The sequence below is a fragment of the Ignavigranum ruoffiae genome, from assembly GCF_023195815.2.
In the GTDB taxonomy this organism is placed as follows: domain Bacteria; phylum Bacillota; class Bacilli; order Lactobacillales; family Aerococcaceae; genus Ignavigranum; species Ignavigranum ruoffiae.
The window spans coordinates 1645351-1662116 of sequence record NZ_CP096206.2; the positions used below are offsets into that span (position 1 = coordinate 1645351).

17 protein-coding genes are annotated in these 16766 nt (G+C 40.3%); 2 read left to right on the top strand and 15 right to left on the bottom strand.

Annotation, left to right across the window (positions count from 1 at the left end):
* Positions 1-16 precede the first annotated feature (16 nt).
* On the top strand, positions 17-1339 hold the full coding sequence (locus M0R79_RS07745) for a nucleotide sugar dehydrogenase (protein ID WP_092571294.1): 1323 nt from the start codon (positions 17-19) through the stop codon (positions 1337-1339).
* Between the two features lie 133 nt (positions 1340-1472).
* Here the strand turns inward: M0R79_RS07745 and M0R79_RS07750 are convergent, their stop codons facing one another.
* Both M0R79_RS07750 and M0R79_RS07755 read right to left on the bottom strand, forming a co-directional pair.
* On the bottom strand, positions 1473-2207 hold the full coding sequence (locus M0R79_RS07750) for a GDSL-type esterase/lipase family protein (RefSeq protein ID WP_092571292.1): 735 nt from the start codon (positions 2205-2207) through the stop codon (positions 1473-1475).
* A gap of 2 nt (positions 2208-2209) precedes the next feature.
* Positions 2210-2962, bottom strand: a complete 753-nt coding sequence (locus tag M0R79_RS07755; RefSeq protein WP_092571290.1) for a GDSL-type esterase/lipase family protein — start codon at positions 2960-2962, stop codon at positions 2210-2212.
* Between the two features lie 87 nt (positions 2963-3049).
* Between M0R79_RS07755 and M0R79_RS07760 the strand changes: the two genes are divergently transcribed.
* The gene (locus M0R79_RS07760) at positions 3050-3532 is read left to right on the top strand and encodes a serine acetyltransferase (RefSeq protein WP_092571288.1); all 483 of its coding nucleotides are present in this window, start codon (positions 3050-3052) and stop codon (positions 3530-3532) included.
* 34 nt (positions 3533-3566) lie between these two features.
* On the opposite strand, the gene M0R79_RS07765 is transcribed toward M0R79_RS07760, so the two are convergent.
* Genes M0R79_RS07765 through M0R79_RS07830 form a run of 13 tightly spaced genes read right to left on the bottom strand, consistent with a single transcriptional unit; the run spans position 3567 to position 16747 of the window.
* On the bottom strand, positions 3567-4748 hold the full coding sequence (locus M0R79_RS07765; protein WP_248417149.1) for a hypothetical protein: 1182 nt from the start codon (positions 4746-4748) through the stop codon (positions 3567-3569).
* A gap of 13 nt (positions 4749-4761) precedes the next feature.
* Positions 4762-5346, bottom strand: a complete 585-nt coding sequence (locus M0R79_RS07770) for a YdcF family protein (RefSeq protein ID WP_092571284.1) — start codon at positions 5344-5346, stop codon at positions 4762-4764.
* Positions 5347-5356: 10 nt separating this feature from the next.
* On the bottom strand, positions 5357-6862 hold the full coding sequence (locus tag M0R79_RS07775; protein ID WP_092571282.1) for an oligosaccharide flippase family protein: 1506 nt from the start codon (positions 6860-6862) through the stop codon (positions 5357-5359).
* Between the two features lie 36 nt (positions 6863-6898).
* A complete protein-coding gene (locus M0R79_RS07780; protein WP_092571280.1) occupies positions 6899-7531 on the bottom strand; it encodes a DUF1919 domain-containing protein in 633 nt (210 codons plus the stop codon).
* Positions 7518-8621: a polysaccharide pyruvyl transferase family protein gene (locus M0R79_RS07785; protein WP_092571278.1), complete on the bottom strand. Its 1104-nt coding sequence runs from the start codon at positions 8619-8621 to the stop codon at positions 7518-7520. Before M0R79_RS07785 ends, M0R79_RS07780 begins: the two co-directional genes overlap by 14 nt.
* Before the next feature lie 14 nt (positions 8622-8635).
* A complete protein-coding gene (locus tag M0R79_RS07790) occupies positions 8636-9658 on the bottom strand; it encodes a glycosyltransferase (RefSeq protein ID WP_248417148.1) in 1023 nt (340 codons plus the stop codon).
* 1 nt (position 9659) lies between these two features.
* Positions 9660-11099, bottom strand: coding sequence for an O-antigen polysaccharide polymerase Wzy (gene wzy, locus M0R79_RS07795; protein ID WP_092571274.1), 1440 nt, complete (start codon positions 11097-11099; stop codon positions 9660-9662).
* Positions 11092-11631, bottom strand: coding sequence for an acyltransferase (locus M0R79_RS09320; protein WP_375163584.1), 540 nt, complete (start codon positions 11629-11631; stop codon positions 11092-11094). Before M0R79_RS09320 ends, wzy begins: the two co-directional genes overlap by 8 nt.
* Complete coding sequence (locus tag M0R79_RS07810; protein WP_248417147.1) at positions 11631-12470, bottom strand: SGNH/GDSL hydrolase family protein; 840 nt, start codon at positions 12468-12470, stop codon at positions 11631-11633. Before M0R79_RS07810 ends, M0R79_RS09320 begins: the two co-directional genes overlap by 1 nt.
* Positions 12457-13560: a glycosyltransferase gene (locus M0R79_RS07815; RefSeq protein WP_092571270.1), complete on the bottom strand. Its 1104-nt coding sequence runs from the start codon at positions 13558-13560 to the stop codon at positions 12457-12459. The genes M0R79_RS07810 and M0R79_RS07815 overlap by 14 nt, the downstream gene beginning before the upstream one ends.
* A complete protein-coding gene (locus tag M0R79_RS07820) occupies positions 13557-14465 on the bottom strand; it encodes a glycosyltransferase family 2 protein (RefSeq protein WP_248417146.1) in 909 nt (302 codons plus the stop codon). The genes M0R79_RS07815 and M0R79_RS07820 overlap by 4 nt, the downstream gene beginning before the upstream one ends.
* Complete coding sequence (locus M0R79_RS07825) at positions 14466-15587, bottom strand: glycosyltransferase family 4 protein (RefSeq protein ID WP_092571266.1); 1122 nt, start codon at positions 15585-15587, stop codon at positions 14466-14468. It abuts the gene before it with no gap.
* Positions 15584-16747: a glycosyltransferase gene (locus tag M0R79_RS07830; RefSeq protein WP_248417145.1), complete on the bottom strand. Its 1164-nt coding sequence runs from the start codon at positions 16745-16747 to the stop codon at positions 15584-15586. Before M0R79_RS07830 ends, M0R79_RS07825 begins: the two co-directional genes overlap by 4 nt.
* Positions 16748-16766 lie beyond the last annotated feature (19 nt).

Genomic DNA, 16766 nt, shown 5'->3' on the forward strand with positions numbered 1-16766 from the left:
GAAGCGAGGAATTATGATGAATATATATGAACAATTAACCCAAGGTCAGGCCAAATTAGCGGTCATTGGACTTGGCTATGTGGGTATGCCAATTGCAGTGGCTTTCGCCAAACACGTTCCCACCATTGGCTTCGATAATAATGAACATAAGATTCAACTTTACCAACAAGGAATTGACCCTACCCAAGAAGTGGGCGACCAAGCCATCCAAAACAGTTCCTTAATGTTTACCGCGGATCCTAGCCGCCTTAAAGAAGCCAGCTTCCATATTGTCGCAGTGCCTACCCCGATTAACCAAGACAAAACGCCGGATTTAACTCCAATCACCGGGGCTACCCGAACTTTAGGAGAGAACTTAAGTAAAGGATCGATTGTCGTCTACGAATCAACCGTCTACCCCGGCGTTACTGAAGATATTTGTATCCCCCTCTTAGAGGAATGTTCTGGTTTAAAACATGGCGTTGACTTTGTGGTAGGTTATTCGCCAGAACGGATTAATCCAGGGGATAAGGTTCATACCTTGGAAACCATTACTAAGATTGTCTCCTCCTCTCTCCCTGAATACCTAGAAGATATTGCCAAAGTCTATGAAATTGTTGTTAAAGCTGGAGTTCACCGCGCGCCTTCAATCAAGGTGGCCGAAGCCGCCAAAGTGGTTGAGAATTCCCAACGCGATATCAATATCGCCTTTATGAATGAATTAGCCTTAGCTTTTGATAAAATGGGCATCGATTCAAAAGATGTCCTTGAAGCGATGAATACCAAATGGAATGCCTTGGGCTTTACACCCGGTCTAGTCGGTGGACACTGTATCGGTGTTGACCCTTATTACTTTGTTTATGAAGCTGAAAATCTAGGCTATCACAGTCAGATTATTGCGAATGGTCGGCAAATAAATGACAGTATGGGCGAATTTATTGCCAATAAAATCGTCGAGAAGTTAATTCAATCAGGTAAAAAACCTTTAGAAGCTAAAGTAGTCATCTTAGGCATGACCTTTAAAGAACATACCCCTGATACCCGAAATTCTAAAGTGATTGATATTATCCATCGTCTCGAAGAATTCCATATTCAACCTGTCGTCGTCGATCCTTGGGCTAATCCAGAAGAAACTCAAAGAGAGTATCACTTACAACTGAGTCCCCTTGAAGCCATTAAAGATGCCGATGCTCTTGTCTTTACTGTTGGCCACAAAGAATTTACTGAGCTAGATTTCGAACAAATTACCTCTTTGTTTAATCCAGAATTAGAACCAAAAGAACGCATCATTATTGATGTTAAAAGTGTGCTTGATAAAGAAAAATTTGTCCAAGCTGGTTATAATTTCTGGCGTTTGTAAGATAAAAAGACATCACAAAAGGACCTGCTAGATTACCCTTTGGGGAAATATGGCAGGTCCTTTTTCAGCTAAATTTAGTAGTAGGGCTTGATAATTCGATCGCATTCACTCGTTTGTTTAACTTCAAATCATCTTACTGGATCTGATCGAGTATTGTTTGGGCTAAGATGGTATAGCCATCAGCATTTAAGTGAATCCCATCATAGGTATATTTCTCATCCAATTCGCCCGCTTGATTCAAGAGTTTAGGATGGACATTAATAAATGTACCTCCCAATGATTCAACAATGGGCTGAATCTCTCCATTGAAACTCACAACTTTTTGGTTATCTACCGGATGAGCAAATTTACTTTGATTGACTGGTAGCAGACTTAGGGCATAGAATTGACTATCAGGGGATTGCTGGCGGATTCGTTGGACAGTCTGCCGATATTGATTAACCAGTTCACTTTCGGAGAATTGATTGAGATAGAGATCATTAACCCCCACTAGCATAAAGATCGCTTGGGGGTGTCTTTCAAGAATCTCGTTCATCCGCCGATAAACTCCTGCGATAGTATCGCCATTGATACCAAAGTTCATAATCTTAGGATTGCTTAATAATTCGGCCCATTCGCTACGTTGAATCAAACTATCGCCAATAAAGATAATATTATCTTGGCTAATCGAATCATAAACAAAGGAGCTTTCCCGATTGAGATAATTCTCACGGGCTTGAAATTCACTGACTAATTCCTCAGCTTGATCGGTTGAAGCTACCGATTGATTGAATAATCCTTGCCCTTTGACAAAGTAGATTAATCCAAATGCGATAACAAAACTTATCAGCGGAAATAGAATCCATTTAATGAGATGATGTTGTTTCATCCTTATTCTCCTCCCTTAAGCAATGGTTTCAAGGCTTGGACAATTTTCTGATAGGCTTGACCATTCAACTGCCAACCATCGGCTGAATATTCCTCAGCTAAGAAACCTTCCGAATCGGTTAACTCAGCTCCAATCGCTACCAGTTCAAAAGCATATTCTTTTTGCAGATCGCTTAATTGCTTATTGAATTGTTCAATGACCGGATTCAGCTTGTCACTATTAGCATATGACTGACTTAAAGGAATTAAATCCATGACAATTAATTTAGTTTGCGGACTGTCTTCTTTGATCAGCGCCAGGATTTCTTCAAAATCGCGTTGGAAATAATCAGAATTCTGGAGGATATCTTGCCGACCGATACTTAGAATAATTTGCTGAGGTTGCTGATCTAATAATTGGGGCAAACGATCTTTAACGCCAGCAACCGTATCTAAATCAATCCCGCGATTCAAAATATCTGACTGGCCAAGGAGATCTCGCCATTCAGCTTCTTCAATAATCTCATCTCCAAGAAAAATGGTTTGACCCGTCGACGGCTTTAATTGATCGAAGAGGGTCCGCCGATTCATATGATGTTGACTCATGGGAAACTGACCAATAAAATCAGTATTGGCCGACCCAATATCGGCAATGCCCAAAGAAAGAGCTAATTTTTCTGGAGCTGGTTGATGCTGATAATAATAACCAGTAAATCCGCCAGCCAAAGCTGCTATGATACTGATAAGAATCATCCATTGGTAATTTCTCTGTGCCATAATATCCTCCAATACTTCTGTTTATTTCGTTATCGAAATTTGCTAAACTACATTTACCAAACCATTAATTAGAAAAGAGTGGAGAGAATGAAGTTGCTTTGGTCTTTAATTGAAGCAAGAAGTCGTACCAGGAATCCGTATCTCATTTTATTCTATAGTAAAATTATTAGTTTTTTTCTGTTTTTCTCCGGGAGTTCAATTGCTTCAGCCGCCAAGTTTGCCAATCGACCCACTTTCCCCCATGGCATTACTGGCGTTCATATTTCTTCGGGGGCAAGCATCGGTAAGAATGCCGTTATCTTCCAGCAAGTAACCATTGGTTCCAATACCCTGGCGGACTCCAAGCATTACGGGGCACCTAGCATCGGCGACAACTGTTATATCGGAGCTGGAGCCAAAATAATCGGGAATGTGACCGTCGGTAACAATGTAAGAATTGGGGCCAATGCTGTTGTCGTTGATGATATTCCTGATCATACTATTGTTGTCAGTCAACCTGTTCGCTTAATTCATAAAGAATCTTTAGATAATCATTTTTATCCATTTGATTCTAATAAAGTTCAACATTAATCATCCATATAAGTTAAGCCTTGGCTTAGCTTTTTTATTTTTTCAGATATTTAAAATAGAAACTTTTGGCCCATTCGTTATTTCTGAATAGGTGTTTGAAATAATAGACCAGTTGATGACCATAGGCTGAGAGCGGAATGGGTAGACCATTGTCCTTTAAACTCTGATAGATTTCATTATAGGGACGAGCACTCCCCTTTTGTTGCCTCATAAACAAGAGAAAGCCCAATTCACGGTTAAGATGCTTCTTGAAACGAGCAACATCAAACACCTGCTGATAATCATCCAAATGCTTTAAGGCATAGAGTCCTAATTGAGTGCGCCGACATTTCTCACACTGGCCACAATTTACATCAGAGACCTGACAAACGTTTAAGTATTTCTGAGCAATGCTTGAATCAGCAATCTGCTTTAATTTATCTTGCCGTGCTGAATAACCATCAAAAGAATATACTTGAGTACTTTCCGTCGATAAGAGTGGTAAACTCCACAAATCAAAGCTTGCCGTATCCCCCGTATTAAAATCGAGCACGGCTGGATACCCTGAAGAAAAGTAATATACTGAAAATAAATTCTGTAAGGTCAATACCGCCCCAATGGTGCGAAAAGTATGACTGGCTATAAAAGGCATTTGCAGAATTTCACTAATATTCGAATGTAATAATATGAGTGGATAACCCTCTTCTTCAGCAAATTTGATCGACAGTTGACTTCGATCCTTAAACATTTGGTAGGCTTCTTCCCCTCCATAATCGCCATGGGACCCCACATTGAATAAGGTCAGATGGGTTAAACGAAAGCGATCTTCAGCATGTTGACGATTCGCTAGGAAAGTATATAAGGAATCAACCCCAGCTGAAAACCCTGTCCCCGCGCCATTTTGTGAATTTAGCTGGTCCGAGCTACTAGGTCCATTAAGTGAGAAAGCTTTGCCAAAGCCCTTCTTCACTAAAGTCGGAATCAAAAAATGCTTCATTTGAAAATACAATTGCTGCGACATCGGTGTTTCAAAATGAATATCCTCTCCCCTAGCCAAGGCTAAGGGCAGTAAGGAAACCACGAAACCATCGGAACGCTGATCGGTTAAAGCATCGAAATAGGCTGAATCAACCTGAAAAAAAAATTCATGTTCACTATCTAAGCCAATCTTGACAGGTGCCCAGACGCGAGCGTGATCCGCCTGCTGTTGTTTTTGGATGGGGCCAATATGTATCATGTTAATCTCCTTCTTATATATCTACCCACTCATATAAATACAAATAATAACCCACCAATTTAAAAATTTCTTGGACAGAAAGTTTCAAATTCTCACCATCTTGGTAATACTTAACTTCTTGACCCTCATGGTCAGCATAAGCTGAAACAATGGTGAAGGTCATGTCGGTTCCTTGAGCGGCTCGGTCAAAGGCTAGCTTAGTTCGACGGGTATGGAAATCTGAAGTTACAACGATGGCCGATTTCCAGCCTTGTTCTTTCATCAATTTAATCGTCTGAGTCGCATTGGTCCAGGTACTAGTAGCATTGGGCTCCGCCACAATACTATCCTGGCTGGCACCAATATCATGATAGGTTTGTTTCAAGGTGCCCGAAGCTCGATTCAGAGGAGAGACAATAATTTTATGACTACGAGCATAGTCTTGATTTAGCAACTTGACCGCCTTCATGCCCCGCAAAATTTGTCCTTCAGGAACAATAATAACATCGGCCTTTTGCGGATTTGTCCCCACATCTAAGTTGAAATACATGACAACCATAAAGGCTACCAAACAAATCAGGGCGATTTTAATCAAGCCTTTCAAAGCTTGCCACAGCATTCGTACGATATTAATCACCTATCCCTAAAATATTTTTTACTAAGGACTTCTCATAGGCATTCATGGCTAGGAACCACATGGATATCCCATAAATGAACACATACATTATGCCACAAAGGACGAAGAGAAGCATATCATTTAAATCGACAAATACATTGAATATTGTTCCCATAACTATTGGTAGAATCATTCCCTTAAATAAAGAAAGAATCTCGCGCCAAAAGTAAATCATATCTAAATTCATCGACCGGTGATAGTTAATATTTAAGATAATTGAATTGATTAATAAGGTGACTGAGGTCGAAATCGCCGCCCCAATCGCTGGTAAGAAATTTAATAAAATAATGGTAAAACCAACATTCATCAGAGCTGTAATGAAAGAGACTTTGGTATAAAACTGATGTTGATTCTTAGCTCGACGAATTTCAATGCCCCCATTTTGAATAATCGGAACTAATAATGGCAGGATTAGAACCAGTGAAATATAGAAAGAGTCTTGATATTCAGGGCCGGCCCATTTATAAATAAAGGCTTGGCCAAAGAAAATAAATCCTGAAGCAATCAGCGCCATAATTAAGAACTGGATGCGTGCCATTTTGATAAAGAATTCGGTTAAGGCTCGGTCGGAAATATTCTCACTGACGAGGGTATGAATTCTGGGTGTCAGTAAACTAGAGAAGGATGAAGAGAATTGACGGAAATAACCGTCCATCAACTCAGCAATCGAATAGACCGCGGTTGCTACAGTTCCATAAAAGCGACCAACCAGGTAGACATCGACGTTCCAATTAATTTGATCAATAATCATCGCTAAGAAAATAAAGGAAGAATAGTGACCAATTTCTTTGAGGAGCGACCAATCAATGGCTTGCCAAGACATGCGAAAGTTGAGCCGGCGATAGCAATAATAAATATTATAAGAATAAATACATAAACTAGTAATCGTCGTACCAATTACGATTCCTCGAGAACCTAACCCTAGCAATAATAAAGGAAGTTGCAATAAGGGACTGGCCAAGGTTTGCAACAAATCTAAGCCTCTTTGAACAGAGAATTTCTCATTCGCAATAATATAACTATTAAAAAGCAAATTAATAAAAGAAAAACCTAACATAATGACCAAGATAAATAATAACTCTTGCGCTAAACGCAACTCATCAGCTTGAAGTCCTTGGCCAAAGACCAAACTCGGCTGAAAGCCAAGCCAAAAGCCTAAAATAATGGTAAACACGGCTAAAATGGAAAGGATAGCAAAAAACAAGCCATTCATATTAGCCAATTCCTTAGCTGTCTTCTGAGCCCGAAACTGGGCAAAAAAACGAATATAAGCCGAGCCAAATCCGATATTTAGAATACTTAAATTCGATATCACAGATATTACCAACTGATATAACCCATATTCTTGTTGGCCCAGAATCCGCAACATGATTGGCGTATAGATTAAAGAAATAATGATTTTCAAGCTCATTGACAGATAAGATAATATCACGCCGAGCTTTAATTGCCTGTTTTCCATGCTACCTCCCAACAAACACCATGGCTAATCAAATCCTTATTTTTGATTAAGCCAGGAGACAAAATCAAATTGATCATATAAACGTTCACCGCGTAGATTTCTATAAAGGTTTAATTCCCCGACCATGCCCTGGTCTTCAAAACCAGGAATATAGAAGGCGGATTGAAGTTCAGGATAATCCTGATGAGTAAAAACAACCTTGTGGGGATAGTCTAAGGCATCAAACTCCCTGATTAAATCAATAGTCATACCATCTCGATCAGTCGCTACGACAAATAAATTATCTAGGTTAAGCCGTTCTTTGCGCTCTTGCCATTTAGCAATCGCCTCTGCCAAAGAATCATAATGGACAAAATGGAGGGACAAGTCACCTAGAAGTCCCAAAGGATACGAATAACTGTCAGATTGAGGATGGGCTTCTATTTCTAAATTTAAATAGCTATCTAAATCTTTTAGAAATTTAATATAATCAGGCCCATCTAGATATAAATTGATGGTTGGACTTAAAAAAGGATGTGCTAAATCATGGTAGAAGAAACCAGCCATACAATTACTGGCTAGAATTGAAAAATTTTGATTTTCAATCCGTTCCCGATATTCTTTTAAGATACGTTTTCGATTGGTCTTAGCAATCGCCCGATAAGGCAAGCTATTTCTAATTGATTTCATCGTGTTCTTCTCCTTCAATCAATCGGTCTAAAGATAAAAATTGTTGATGACTTGATTGGATTTGCTGATCCACCGAACAACCCGCTGATTTAAAATGGCTTAACCAAGCGTCCCAGGCTATTTGCTGAATTTCAGTCAACGAATACGCCTCAAGCGGTAGATGATGGTCATCAATAATATTTTGCGTCTTTTTACTATAGTTCAACGCCAGAATCGCTTGATCATTTAAAAGGGCTAGAATTAAAGAATGAAAACGAGTGGCGACGATTAACTCCATGGCTTGGAATTGACCCAAAAATTCTTTGTGATTATCTCGATAATAGACCGGCGTCACTTTAGAGTGCTGGCTCATCCGACTCAACAAATCATTAATCGCCTTCTCATCGCCTTCACTTTGACAAAAGGAAAAAAGATATACCTGGTAATCCTCCGCCAGGGCTTGGTTAATCAAATGATGGACTTGGTCCAAATAGGCTTGTTGATAAGCTTGCCATTGGGGTCTTGATGATAAATCAATCATCGAGATTCCTAGACTTCGATCAATCTTTGGTAGCTTAGGCAAATTCAGGCCAAAGACAATATCATCTGCCTGTCGCACCTGAGCCAAATCAGCAAACAACTCATAGGAGTAGCTATCACGGAAACAGATATCTTTGGCATACCTAAAGGCTTGGCGATAAGATTCGATAAATTCTTGATCCTGATAAGGCCCGAAATTTGCTCCTAGAATATAGAGTGGAATCCCCTGTTTATCTAAAAAGCGCCACATCTTTAGCCGATCTTGATACATAGAACGCCAATTGTCGGATTGCATAAAGATTGATCCGCCGATACACAGATAGGCTGAAATTTTTTGACGACGGAGGTAGGATTGAATCCAAGCTATTTTCAATTTGCTCTTGGCTAAGAAATAATTAAAATATTTATTCAAACGGATGACTTTCAAATTAGGATATTCATTGACAATTGACTGATAGTCTTTCTGACAGAAAACATGGAAATTTACTTGGGGGTATTTTTCTAAGACAGTAATTAAGAAAAGATCGTCGCCTAGATTTTTCTCCAAATAAATATCTAAAAAAATATCCATAATAAGCTCCTTTATTATGATTTAATCCCTGTTCTGAGTTGTTGTTTAAAGCGAAATAATCGAGCCAAGGTGTTAAAGTAACGATGAGTAAAAAGAAACTTCACTATATTCTCATAATTACTGCGTGAATTCAGCTGATGCATATCTAATTTTTGATCGAACCGCTTAAACATATCTACATAGGCTTGGCTAGGCCTGCCTGGCCCTTCCTTAGCCAGATCCAGATTATCTGCAGCGGTTAACAAATGTCGTAATAATTGATGACCATGGTCCTGGTAGGTAGGCAAATAAGCTGATCCAGCGAATTGACGGATATATTCTTCTACCTTAGGTAGAAAGACTAATATATCCTGGCTAATGCTTGGATCAGGTCTTTTGGTGGCTTGTTGCTCATGCATCCGATAATGATATAAGGGTTCTGAGGTAAAGAGAATATGGTCGATATATTGGAAGTAATTTAAATTAAAGATCAAATCTTCACCCATACGCATCTTCTCGGGAAATCTAAGCTGATGTTCTTTAATAATCTGATGATGGTACAGCTTGTTACAAGGCGAATTGGTAATGCCTTGTTGGTAATAAGTCCAGAATTTTCTGGCCAATTGGTCTAAGGGGATGAGTTTATTTTCTACCAATGTCTGGCCCATCTGGGTGGATTGGCTCGCATCTTCTACCACATAAGAGAAGTTAATCAGGTCTTTTTCAGTCAGACTTTGCGCTAAATCCAGCAAATATTGCAAACAATGGGCTTCAATATAATCATCACTATCGACAAATAAAATATAATCCCCTTTAGCATATTCTAGTCCCTTATTTCGAGCACTGGACACACCCGAATTCACTTGTTGATAAAGCTTAATTCGATGATCTTGGCTAGCCCAAGATTGGGCATGGTCAAAGGATTCATCAGTAGACCCGTCATCAATCAAGATTAACTCAAAATGATTATAGCTTTGTTGGCAAATCGAGGCAATACATTGCTCTAAATAAGGCATGGCATTATAGATCGGCACAATGATCGAGACTAAAGATGACATCCTAAGACCTCCTCCATGAGGGTTGTACTTCTTTCTTCTTTAAGATTGACATATAAGTCACCACCACTAGCACAAACAGACTGCCATAAAAAGTATTACGATAAAGGATTGAAGATGAACCGCGAATCCATGAAATCAAGGAATATTGGAGTAAAGCGGTATAGGTGATAAAGCGATATTGGTTATGTTGAATATCCCAACGAATCTTCTGCGTCATTGCTTGAATTCCCATCCCTAACAATAAGCTAAAAATAGGTTGGTATTTGCCAAAACTATAATACAACTCGGCGACCAGTGAACCACCGATATGAGGCATCTTCAACAAGAGGACAAAGTTGGTTTCATTGACCATTTCGTCGATTTTCCCCGTTAGATTGGGTAATAAACTGGCGAAGTTTAAGATAAATTGACTGCCCCAAGACCGTTCAATCATGGCTGGAACCTTGTCTATGGTTAAAGTCAAGGTATAAATTGTCCCCCCAAATTCATCTAAAACTTTGAGGATAGGGTTTTGCGCGAAGATATTCTTGGCAATTTCTAGAATATAGCCACTACTGGTGAAATCATATGAGCGAATATCAGCAATCACACTTAAGAAGCCCGCTAATAAATACCCACCTATTAAGAGCAGAATCAGATTTTTTTTACTGATTTTTATTTGATAAATTTGAAGATAATAGGTAAAAACTAAGAGTAACTTAATAACCTGCCACATTCTCCCTCCAGAAAACATGGCAATTAAGTAGAAGAGCGTGTAGGCCAATAACATCCAACGGCCCACTTTTTGATTATGTTTCTGACCACAGAGCATCATTATCATGCCTACCAAACTAATATTAGCCAGAATTCCAAAGAATCCTCCTAATTCAAAATTAAAAGTAGCCAAATAACCTTCGTTTAGAGCTACGAACAACCGTGAAATCTGTAAATAAATCTCAAAAGGAAACGTTAATATGAATATAAATAAACCGGTCTTGAATAAATTATGGGCTTTGATCAATTCTGCGAGTTCAGAATGATTCTGAATCAAACTTGAATTTTGCAAATCTTTTCGCCGGTATGATTGCATTATGAGCACTCCGATTGCTAAGAAGAAGAGGACCATAAAAGAATATTTAATTGCTTCGAAATAGGTAGTGGCTAGGACATATTTGGAGACATCAAAATCTAGGCTATAATCTGGAAATAAGGCAATCAGCACGGGTTGAGAGAGATGGAATAGATACATTAACCAAGTAAAAATACCGGAAAAAGACAAGAGTGGGATACCTAACCAATAATAGGTTAAAGCTGTATTGATCGCTTGACCCATAATTATCCAGCCAGCTATTTGAATCGCTGGGCGATTCATATCTTGGCTAAATTGAGCTAAGGCCAGATACAACACCATACTGGTCAGTGCGTAAATCATCGTGATAAATAGTTTCTTCTTACTAACCATGTTTGTCCTCCCCTCTTTCTTTCAGTCGGTTGCCGATCACTTTTGCTGGATTGCCAGCTACAATATCATAGTCAGCCACATCTTTGGTTACGACTGCACTGGCACCGATGATGGCACCAGAACCAATCTTGACTCCCGGTAAGATGGTTACCCGACTTCCAATCCAAACATCATCACCAATCATTACCGCCTGTTCTGCTTGATGGCCTTGTTCGCACATGGGCCGAGACAAATCCGCAAAATTATGGTTACTAGTATAGATGAAGACTTCCGGCCCCATCATGACATTGCTACCAATAATAACCCGACCATATAAGGCACAATTAATACCAATTCCCGAATTATCGCCCAATTCTACCGTCGGATCAAAGGTCGCCCCATGCTCAATATTGACATTCTTACCACAATAACTTAACATGCGACGCCCGAGAAAGGCGCGGATTTGTTTCGCCCCGAATGAAATTCGTGCATCAGACACTGGCAGATGCTTGGCAAACAATTTATATAAAGTTTTATAAAAAATATACATGATTATTCCCCTAAGCCATAAGATTCAACCGTCTTTACAATCAGTTGAGCTAGTTTTTTCGTGCCAATGTCATTGGGATGGGTGCCGTCATTCTCGTTGAAATAGTATTGCCGGTTCAAGCTATTAATACCCAAACTAAAATAAGCATCGACATAGGGCAGGTGATATTCTTTGGCTAAATCAATCATGGCTTGAGAATAGTCACGCGGTTTTAGTCCTAGACTATTGACTGAAGTTTCAGAATCGCGATTATCATAGTCCGGCCAATATCGATAAATTGGCGAGATTAAAACAATATCTAGATGAGGGTATTTCTTCTGAAGGGTTTCGATTGCCGAGCGCCCAGCCCCTTTATAGGTCTTACGATCATAGGTATCGTCATCATTATCAATCGGCTTACCCCAATCATTAGCCCCATACATTAAGAAGACCAAATCAACCTCATTGAAATCAATGGCTTCTAACTTGTTGAGTTTCTCTTCAAAATAGGCCGGAATTTCTTCACCAGCCAAGGCCTCTTTTTGCTTTGAGAAGTCTTGTTTGACAATAGCTTGGCTGAGAACGGCAAATGAGAACTGATCAAATTGAGGAGCCGGATGGCTACTAAGTGAGCTGCCACCAAAGCCTAGATTAATCACTTTGAAGCCCAATTTTTCCCCGACTATATCCGGATAGGATTGGCCTTCCGCCTCAAAATTCTGAGTAATACTATCGCCAAAAAAGACTGCGGTCTTAGTCTCCTCGCTTTCAGCAAATACAAGTAAAGGCTGCTTAAGACCTAAGCCTAAACAAAGAAACATCAATAACAAAAGCCAAAATGGATTTGCTTTAAATTTCTTCATACAATCCCTCCCAATCGTGAATCACATAGTCAATATCAAAGGATGACTGAATTTTCTTTAAATTAGTCTGTGTTCGATCTGTTGGCTGATTAATCTCGGCTTCAATCTGGCTTATCCAGGTTTCGATCTGGCTTAGGGGTAAAGCCTGACTAAATGGTGTCAATAGGGCCTCAGAACTCACTCGGTCAGAAAGAAGAGCGGTAAGTCCCGTGGCTTGGGCTTCGACTAGACTGACCGGAAATCCTTCAAAGAAAGATGGGAAGATAAACAAGTCCATCGCTTGAAGCCATTCTCCGATATTGTGCTGTCTCCCTAATAGATAGACCGCTTCTTCTAATTCAAGTGTTTTTACCAGTTGGACAATCTTATCCCGATCAGGGCCATCGCCAATCAACATTAAAACGACTTGTCGCCCTTGGTCTCGTAAGACCTTTAATATCTTAAGCATAAAAGGGTGGTTCTTGACTGGAGCCAAGCGTCCGGTATGACCGAGAACAAAAGTCTGTGAATTAATCTGTAATTGATCGCGCATCTTCTGGCGTACCGATTTATCAAATTTAAAGATGGATAAGTCAATGGCATTATAAATAATCTGTCCATGTTGTTCAAAGAATTTGGTCCCATAGAGATATTCTCCAGCTGCCTGGCCACAAGCAATATAATGAGTCGCATAACGCCGAATCCAAGCTTGCATCAGTCTTTTATAAACTTTATACACCAGATGTTCTTGAGCAGAACTTTGCGTGCTATGGGAATGACATATTCGCAGAGGAATCTGTTCCTGAGCGGCTATCTTTAAGAGTAAACCGCTGTTCCATAAAGTATTGACATGGATTACCTGGAATTGCTCTTCTTGAAGCAAGCGACGGAAATGATGGATAAAGTCTCGATAGGCCGCTTTGGGTTCTGGCAAACGATGGATTGTTGCACCTAATTGGCGGGCTTCCGCTTCATAGTCGCCAACTTCCTGATCGAATACTAGAAAATGGTATTCATAGTCTTGAGGATTCAGATGTCTAAGAATGGCCATAGCATTGTTCTCTGCCCCACCAATTCTCAGACTGCCAATGACGTTTAATATTTTCTTCATTTCTTCTCCTCTAATCTATATTTGCTAATCCAATATGCTTTTAAGATTTGACTAGCGGGTAAGATGAGTCTGGCCAAGAAAGGGTTACGACTCTCTCGAATCAAGTTGTGGCCGGTTTGATTCCCCACCAAACCATAGGTCAGGTATAAGAGCATGCCTTTAACTTGCATCTTCCAGCTGAATTTTGCTCCGGCAACGGCTTGCCACAATTTGGCATTGCCGATGGGGCTAGCGAGCTGTAAGCGGCGTCCCTGGCTGGTCAGACCCTGATCGTAATATTCGGTAATTTGGATGACTTGATTTAAGGTCCTCATTCGATATTGGCCCTCAACCGCTGCATAAATATTTAAATAAGCTTCGGAAACAAATCGTTCACCTGGAATTTCTGGATAAGGATAGGTCTTGAAGACCTGACTTTGATACAAGTCTGCGCATTCACCCTTACGCCCTCCATTAAGATAATCGATATAGGTCAGGACCTCGCCATCTTGGCGATAAGGGGGATCGATGACCTGACCAGTCCGCTCCCATTTAAGAAAGGCCAGCCAGCCAATAGAATCAGTAGCAGACCCTAAATCTTCTATGGCCTGGCTCATAATTTCGATGGCTTGGGGAGCCAATTGGTCATCACTATCAACGACCATGACATAATCCCCTTGGATATAAGGGTGAGCATAATTTAAGGCTGAGTGCTTACCACCATTCTCCTTACGATAATAATTTATTTGAAAACTTTGATTATGTTGACTCATCATCTGATTGACGACTGTTTCAGTCTGATCTTGACTCCCATCATCAATAATCAACCATTGAAATCCCTTCATACTTTGATCTTGCAAGGATCGATAAAGGGGTTGGAGATAATCTGCTCGATTATAAGCCGGTGTAAGGATGGTAATTTGCATTTAGCTCTTCTCCTCCTTTAACAGTTTTAGGAAGGATTTTGCCACCGCTGACCAAGTGTTTTGGCTTTTATTAGCCCGAGCCTGTTCTTTTAATGAATGCCTTAAGTCTTCATTATTGGCAATTTCTAGCATTTGTTGAGCCAAAGCATCCACATCGCCCGCCTTAACCAGTAACCCTGTATTATAAGACTGAGCTTGTTCGACTAGGCCCCCTGTATCAGAGATAATCAGCGGCCGTTCATATTCGATGGCAATGGGGATGACACCCGACTGGGTCGCATCCAAATAGGGGAGGACAACAACCACACTGTCATCAGCGAAGAAAGATTCAACTTCTTCATTGGCAATCCAGCGGTTAATCACTTGAACCGACGGTTGATTTGCTAAGAGGTGACGGTAGGCAGAGAAATCTCCCGAACCTGCAATGGTCAAACTAGTATTGGACACCGCTTGGCTGATTTTTTGATAAGCTTGCAGAAGCACTTCAATTCCCTTGTATTTTGAGATGGTGCCAAAGAAGAGGAAATTCACCTTATCTTGAGCATAATCAACGGCTTGTATCTTATCCCTTAATTGGCCGTAGACCTGGGTCGTCCCCATAGGAATTTTGCTGACCCGACCCTCTTTTCCATAACGGTCTTCTACATAAGAGACGAAGACATCACTAAGAACGACAATTTCCTTGGCCTCTTTCAGTAATTGACTTTCACCGAAGAGTTGGAGAGCACGTTTATTTCGATCTCCACTATGCGCAATCGGATCATGCAAGACCACAATGGAATCGGCCTTTGGATACAAACGATTAATCCGTCGCGTCCAAAAAGTAATCATCGGGCTAATTATTTGTTGTATCTGATAGTCTTTTAAGCCCTCAAGAATTCTGTTTTTTTGATCTTGCCAAAATAGTGACCGGCTAATTAATTGAGCCACGGACTGATACGTAGGAATGACAATCAATTTTTCGATTGGTAGGCTTCGCCATTCAGCAAGGTGTTCGTTATGTTCTGAAATCACAGCGACCAGAGGCAGACCTTCTTGACACAGAGCTTGGGTTAATTCGAAAGCGTATTGCGCCCCACCACCCTTGCTACCAGTATAATTAATTAATGTCACAGATTTCATGATTCTTTCAACTCACTTTCTGCCGCTTGATAGATTGAAGCCATTCTGGCTTGGACAATCTCCTTGTCAAATTGCTTCATCTTCTGCTGATTGTGGGCCCCAAACTTCTGGCGCAAATCGGCATGAACGATAAGGGTTTGTAGAGCCTGGTATAGAGTCTCAGTATCACCTAGCGGGAATTTACGTCCACCTTGGTCATCAATTAAATCGCGATTCCCCCGAATATCACTGACGACGCAAGGAAGTCCACTGGCCATCGCTTCCATCAAGGCTACCGACAGTCCCTCTCTATAAGAAGGGAAACAGTAAATATCAGCCGCTTGGAGGATGTCAGGAATATCTGCTCGATAACCTAAAAAATTAACCTGCTGGCTTAACCCTAATTGATGGACCAAATCTTTGAGCGCTTGTTCTTCAGCCCCCTGGCCACAAATAAAATATTTATAATCCCCTTTTAAGCGTGGCAATATTGAAATGATTTCACGGTGATTCTTATTTTTATTTAACTCACCAACAGAAAGTAGCATCACTTCATCCGCTGCTAGTCCTAATTGATGACGCATATTTTCCCGACGCGTCATCTCTGGAATAAATCGCTGAGTATCGATGCCGATCCCAGGAACATATTCGATTTGTTTACAATTTAGATGATTCTCGGCAAAGACCTGATCTTCTGAATTTATCGTAATCAAAATATCCGTTTCATTAGCTAACAAGAACTCAATCGGATAATACAGTATCCAATTGGCTAAGGGAGCCCCGCGATAGAAGTGGAAGCCATGAGCAGTGTAAATAATTTGAGCTTGGTTAAGATGGCTATGCTTATAGGCCAGCCGACCAATGGCTGCGCCGATCGGCGAATGAAAATGAATCAGTCGAAAATCCTCTTGCTTAAATAAGGCCTTTGTTAATTGATAACTTTGCCATATTTTAGCCAGGGCCAAAGGAGAACGAGGGATCGGAATCTGGTGAAAGCGAATCCCTTGTTTAGTTAAGTCCTCTTGCAAGGAAAGAATCCTCTCCTGAGAAATCGTATTCCCCTCTTGGAAATTACAAGCGACTTCAACCTGAAAGCCAAGCTTCTGCAAAGTCTGCAAGTTATCTCGATTAAATTGATCAATCATTGAAGCGACCGAGCAATAGATTAGCGCTTTTTTCATCTTAACCATCCTTATAAAA

Bases quoted from the DNA above. Each gene is read 5' to 3' on its own strand.
- M0R79_RS07745 (WP_092571294.1), top strand. From the start codon at position 17: ATGAATATATATGAACAATTAACCCAAGGTCAGGCCAAATTAGCGGTC.
- M0R79_RS07750 (WP_092571292.1), bottom strand. From the start codon at position 2,207: ATGAAACAACATCATCTCATTAAATGGATTCTATTTCCGCTGATAAGT.
- M0R79_RS07755 (WP_092571290.1), bottom strand. From the start codon at position 2,962: ATGGCACAGAGAAATTACCAATGGATGATTCTTATCAGTATCATAGCA.
- M0R79_RS07760 (WP_092571288.1), top strand. From the start codon at position 3,050: ATGAAGTTGCTTTGGTCTTTAATTGAAGCAAGAAGTCGTACCAGGAAT.
- M0R79_RS07765 (WP_248417149.1), bottom strand. From the start codon at position 4,748: ATGATACATATTGGCCCCATCCAAAAACAACAGCAGGCGGATCACGCT.
- M0R79_RS07770 (WP_092571284.1), bottom strand. From the start codon at position 5,346: ATGCTGTGGCAAGCTTTGAAAGGCTTGATTAAAATCGCCCTGATTTGT.
- M0R79_RS07775 (WP_092571282.1), bottom strand. From the start codon at position 6,862: ATGGAAAACAGGCAATTAAAGCTCGGCGTGATATTATCTTATCTGTCA.
- M0R79_RS07780 (WP_092571280.1), bottom strand. From the start codon at position 7,531: ATGAAATCAATTAGAAATAGCTTGCCTTATCGGGCGATTGCTAAGACC.
- M0R79_RS07785 (WP_092571278.1), bottom strand. From the start codon at position 8,621: ATGGATATTTTTTTAGATATTTATTTGGAGAAAAATCTAGGCGACGAT.
- M0R79_RS07790 (WP_248417148.1), bottom strand. From the start codon at position 9,658: ATGTCATCTTTAGTCTCGATCATTGTGCCGATCTATAATGCCATGCCT.
- wzy (WP_092571274.1), bottom strand. From the start codon at position 11,099: ATGGTTAGTAAGAAGAAACTATTTATCACGATGATTTACGCACTGACC.
- M0R79_RS07810 (WP_248417147.1), bottom strand. From the start codon at position 12,470: ATGAAGAAATTTAAAGCAAATCCATTTTGGCTTTTGTTATTGATGTTT.
- M0R79_RS07815 (WP_092571270.1), bottom strand. From the start codon at position 13,560: ATGAAGAAAATATTAAACGTCATTGGCAGTCTGAGAATTGGTGGGGCA.
- M0R79_RS07820 (WP_248417146.1), bottom strand. From the start codon at position 14,465: ATGCAAATTACCATCCTTACACCGGCTTATAATCGAGCAGATTATCTC.
- M0R79_RS07825 (WP_092571266.1), bottom strand. From the start codon at position 15,587: ATGAAATCTGTGACATTAATTAATTATACTGGTAGCAAGGGTGGTGGG.
- M0R79_RS07830 (WP_248417145.1), bottom strand. From the start codon at position 16,747: ATGAAAAAAGCGCTAATCTATTGCTCGGTCGCTTCAATGATTGATCAA.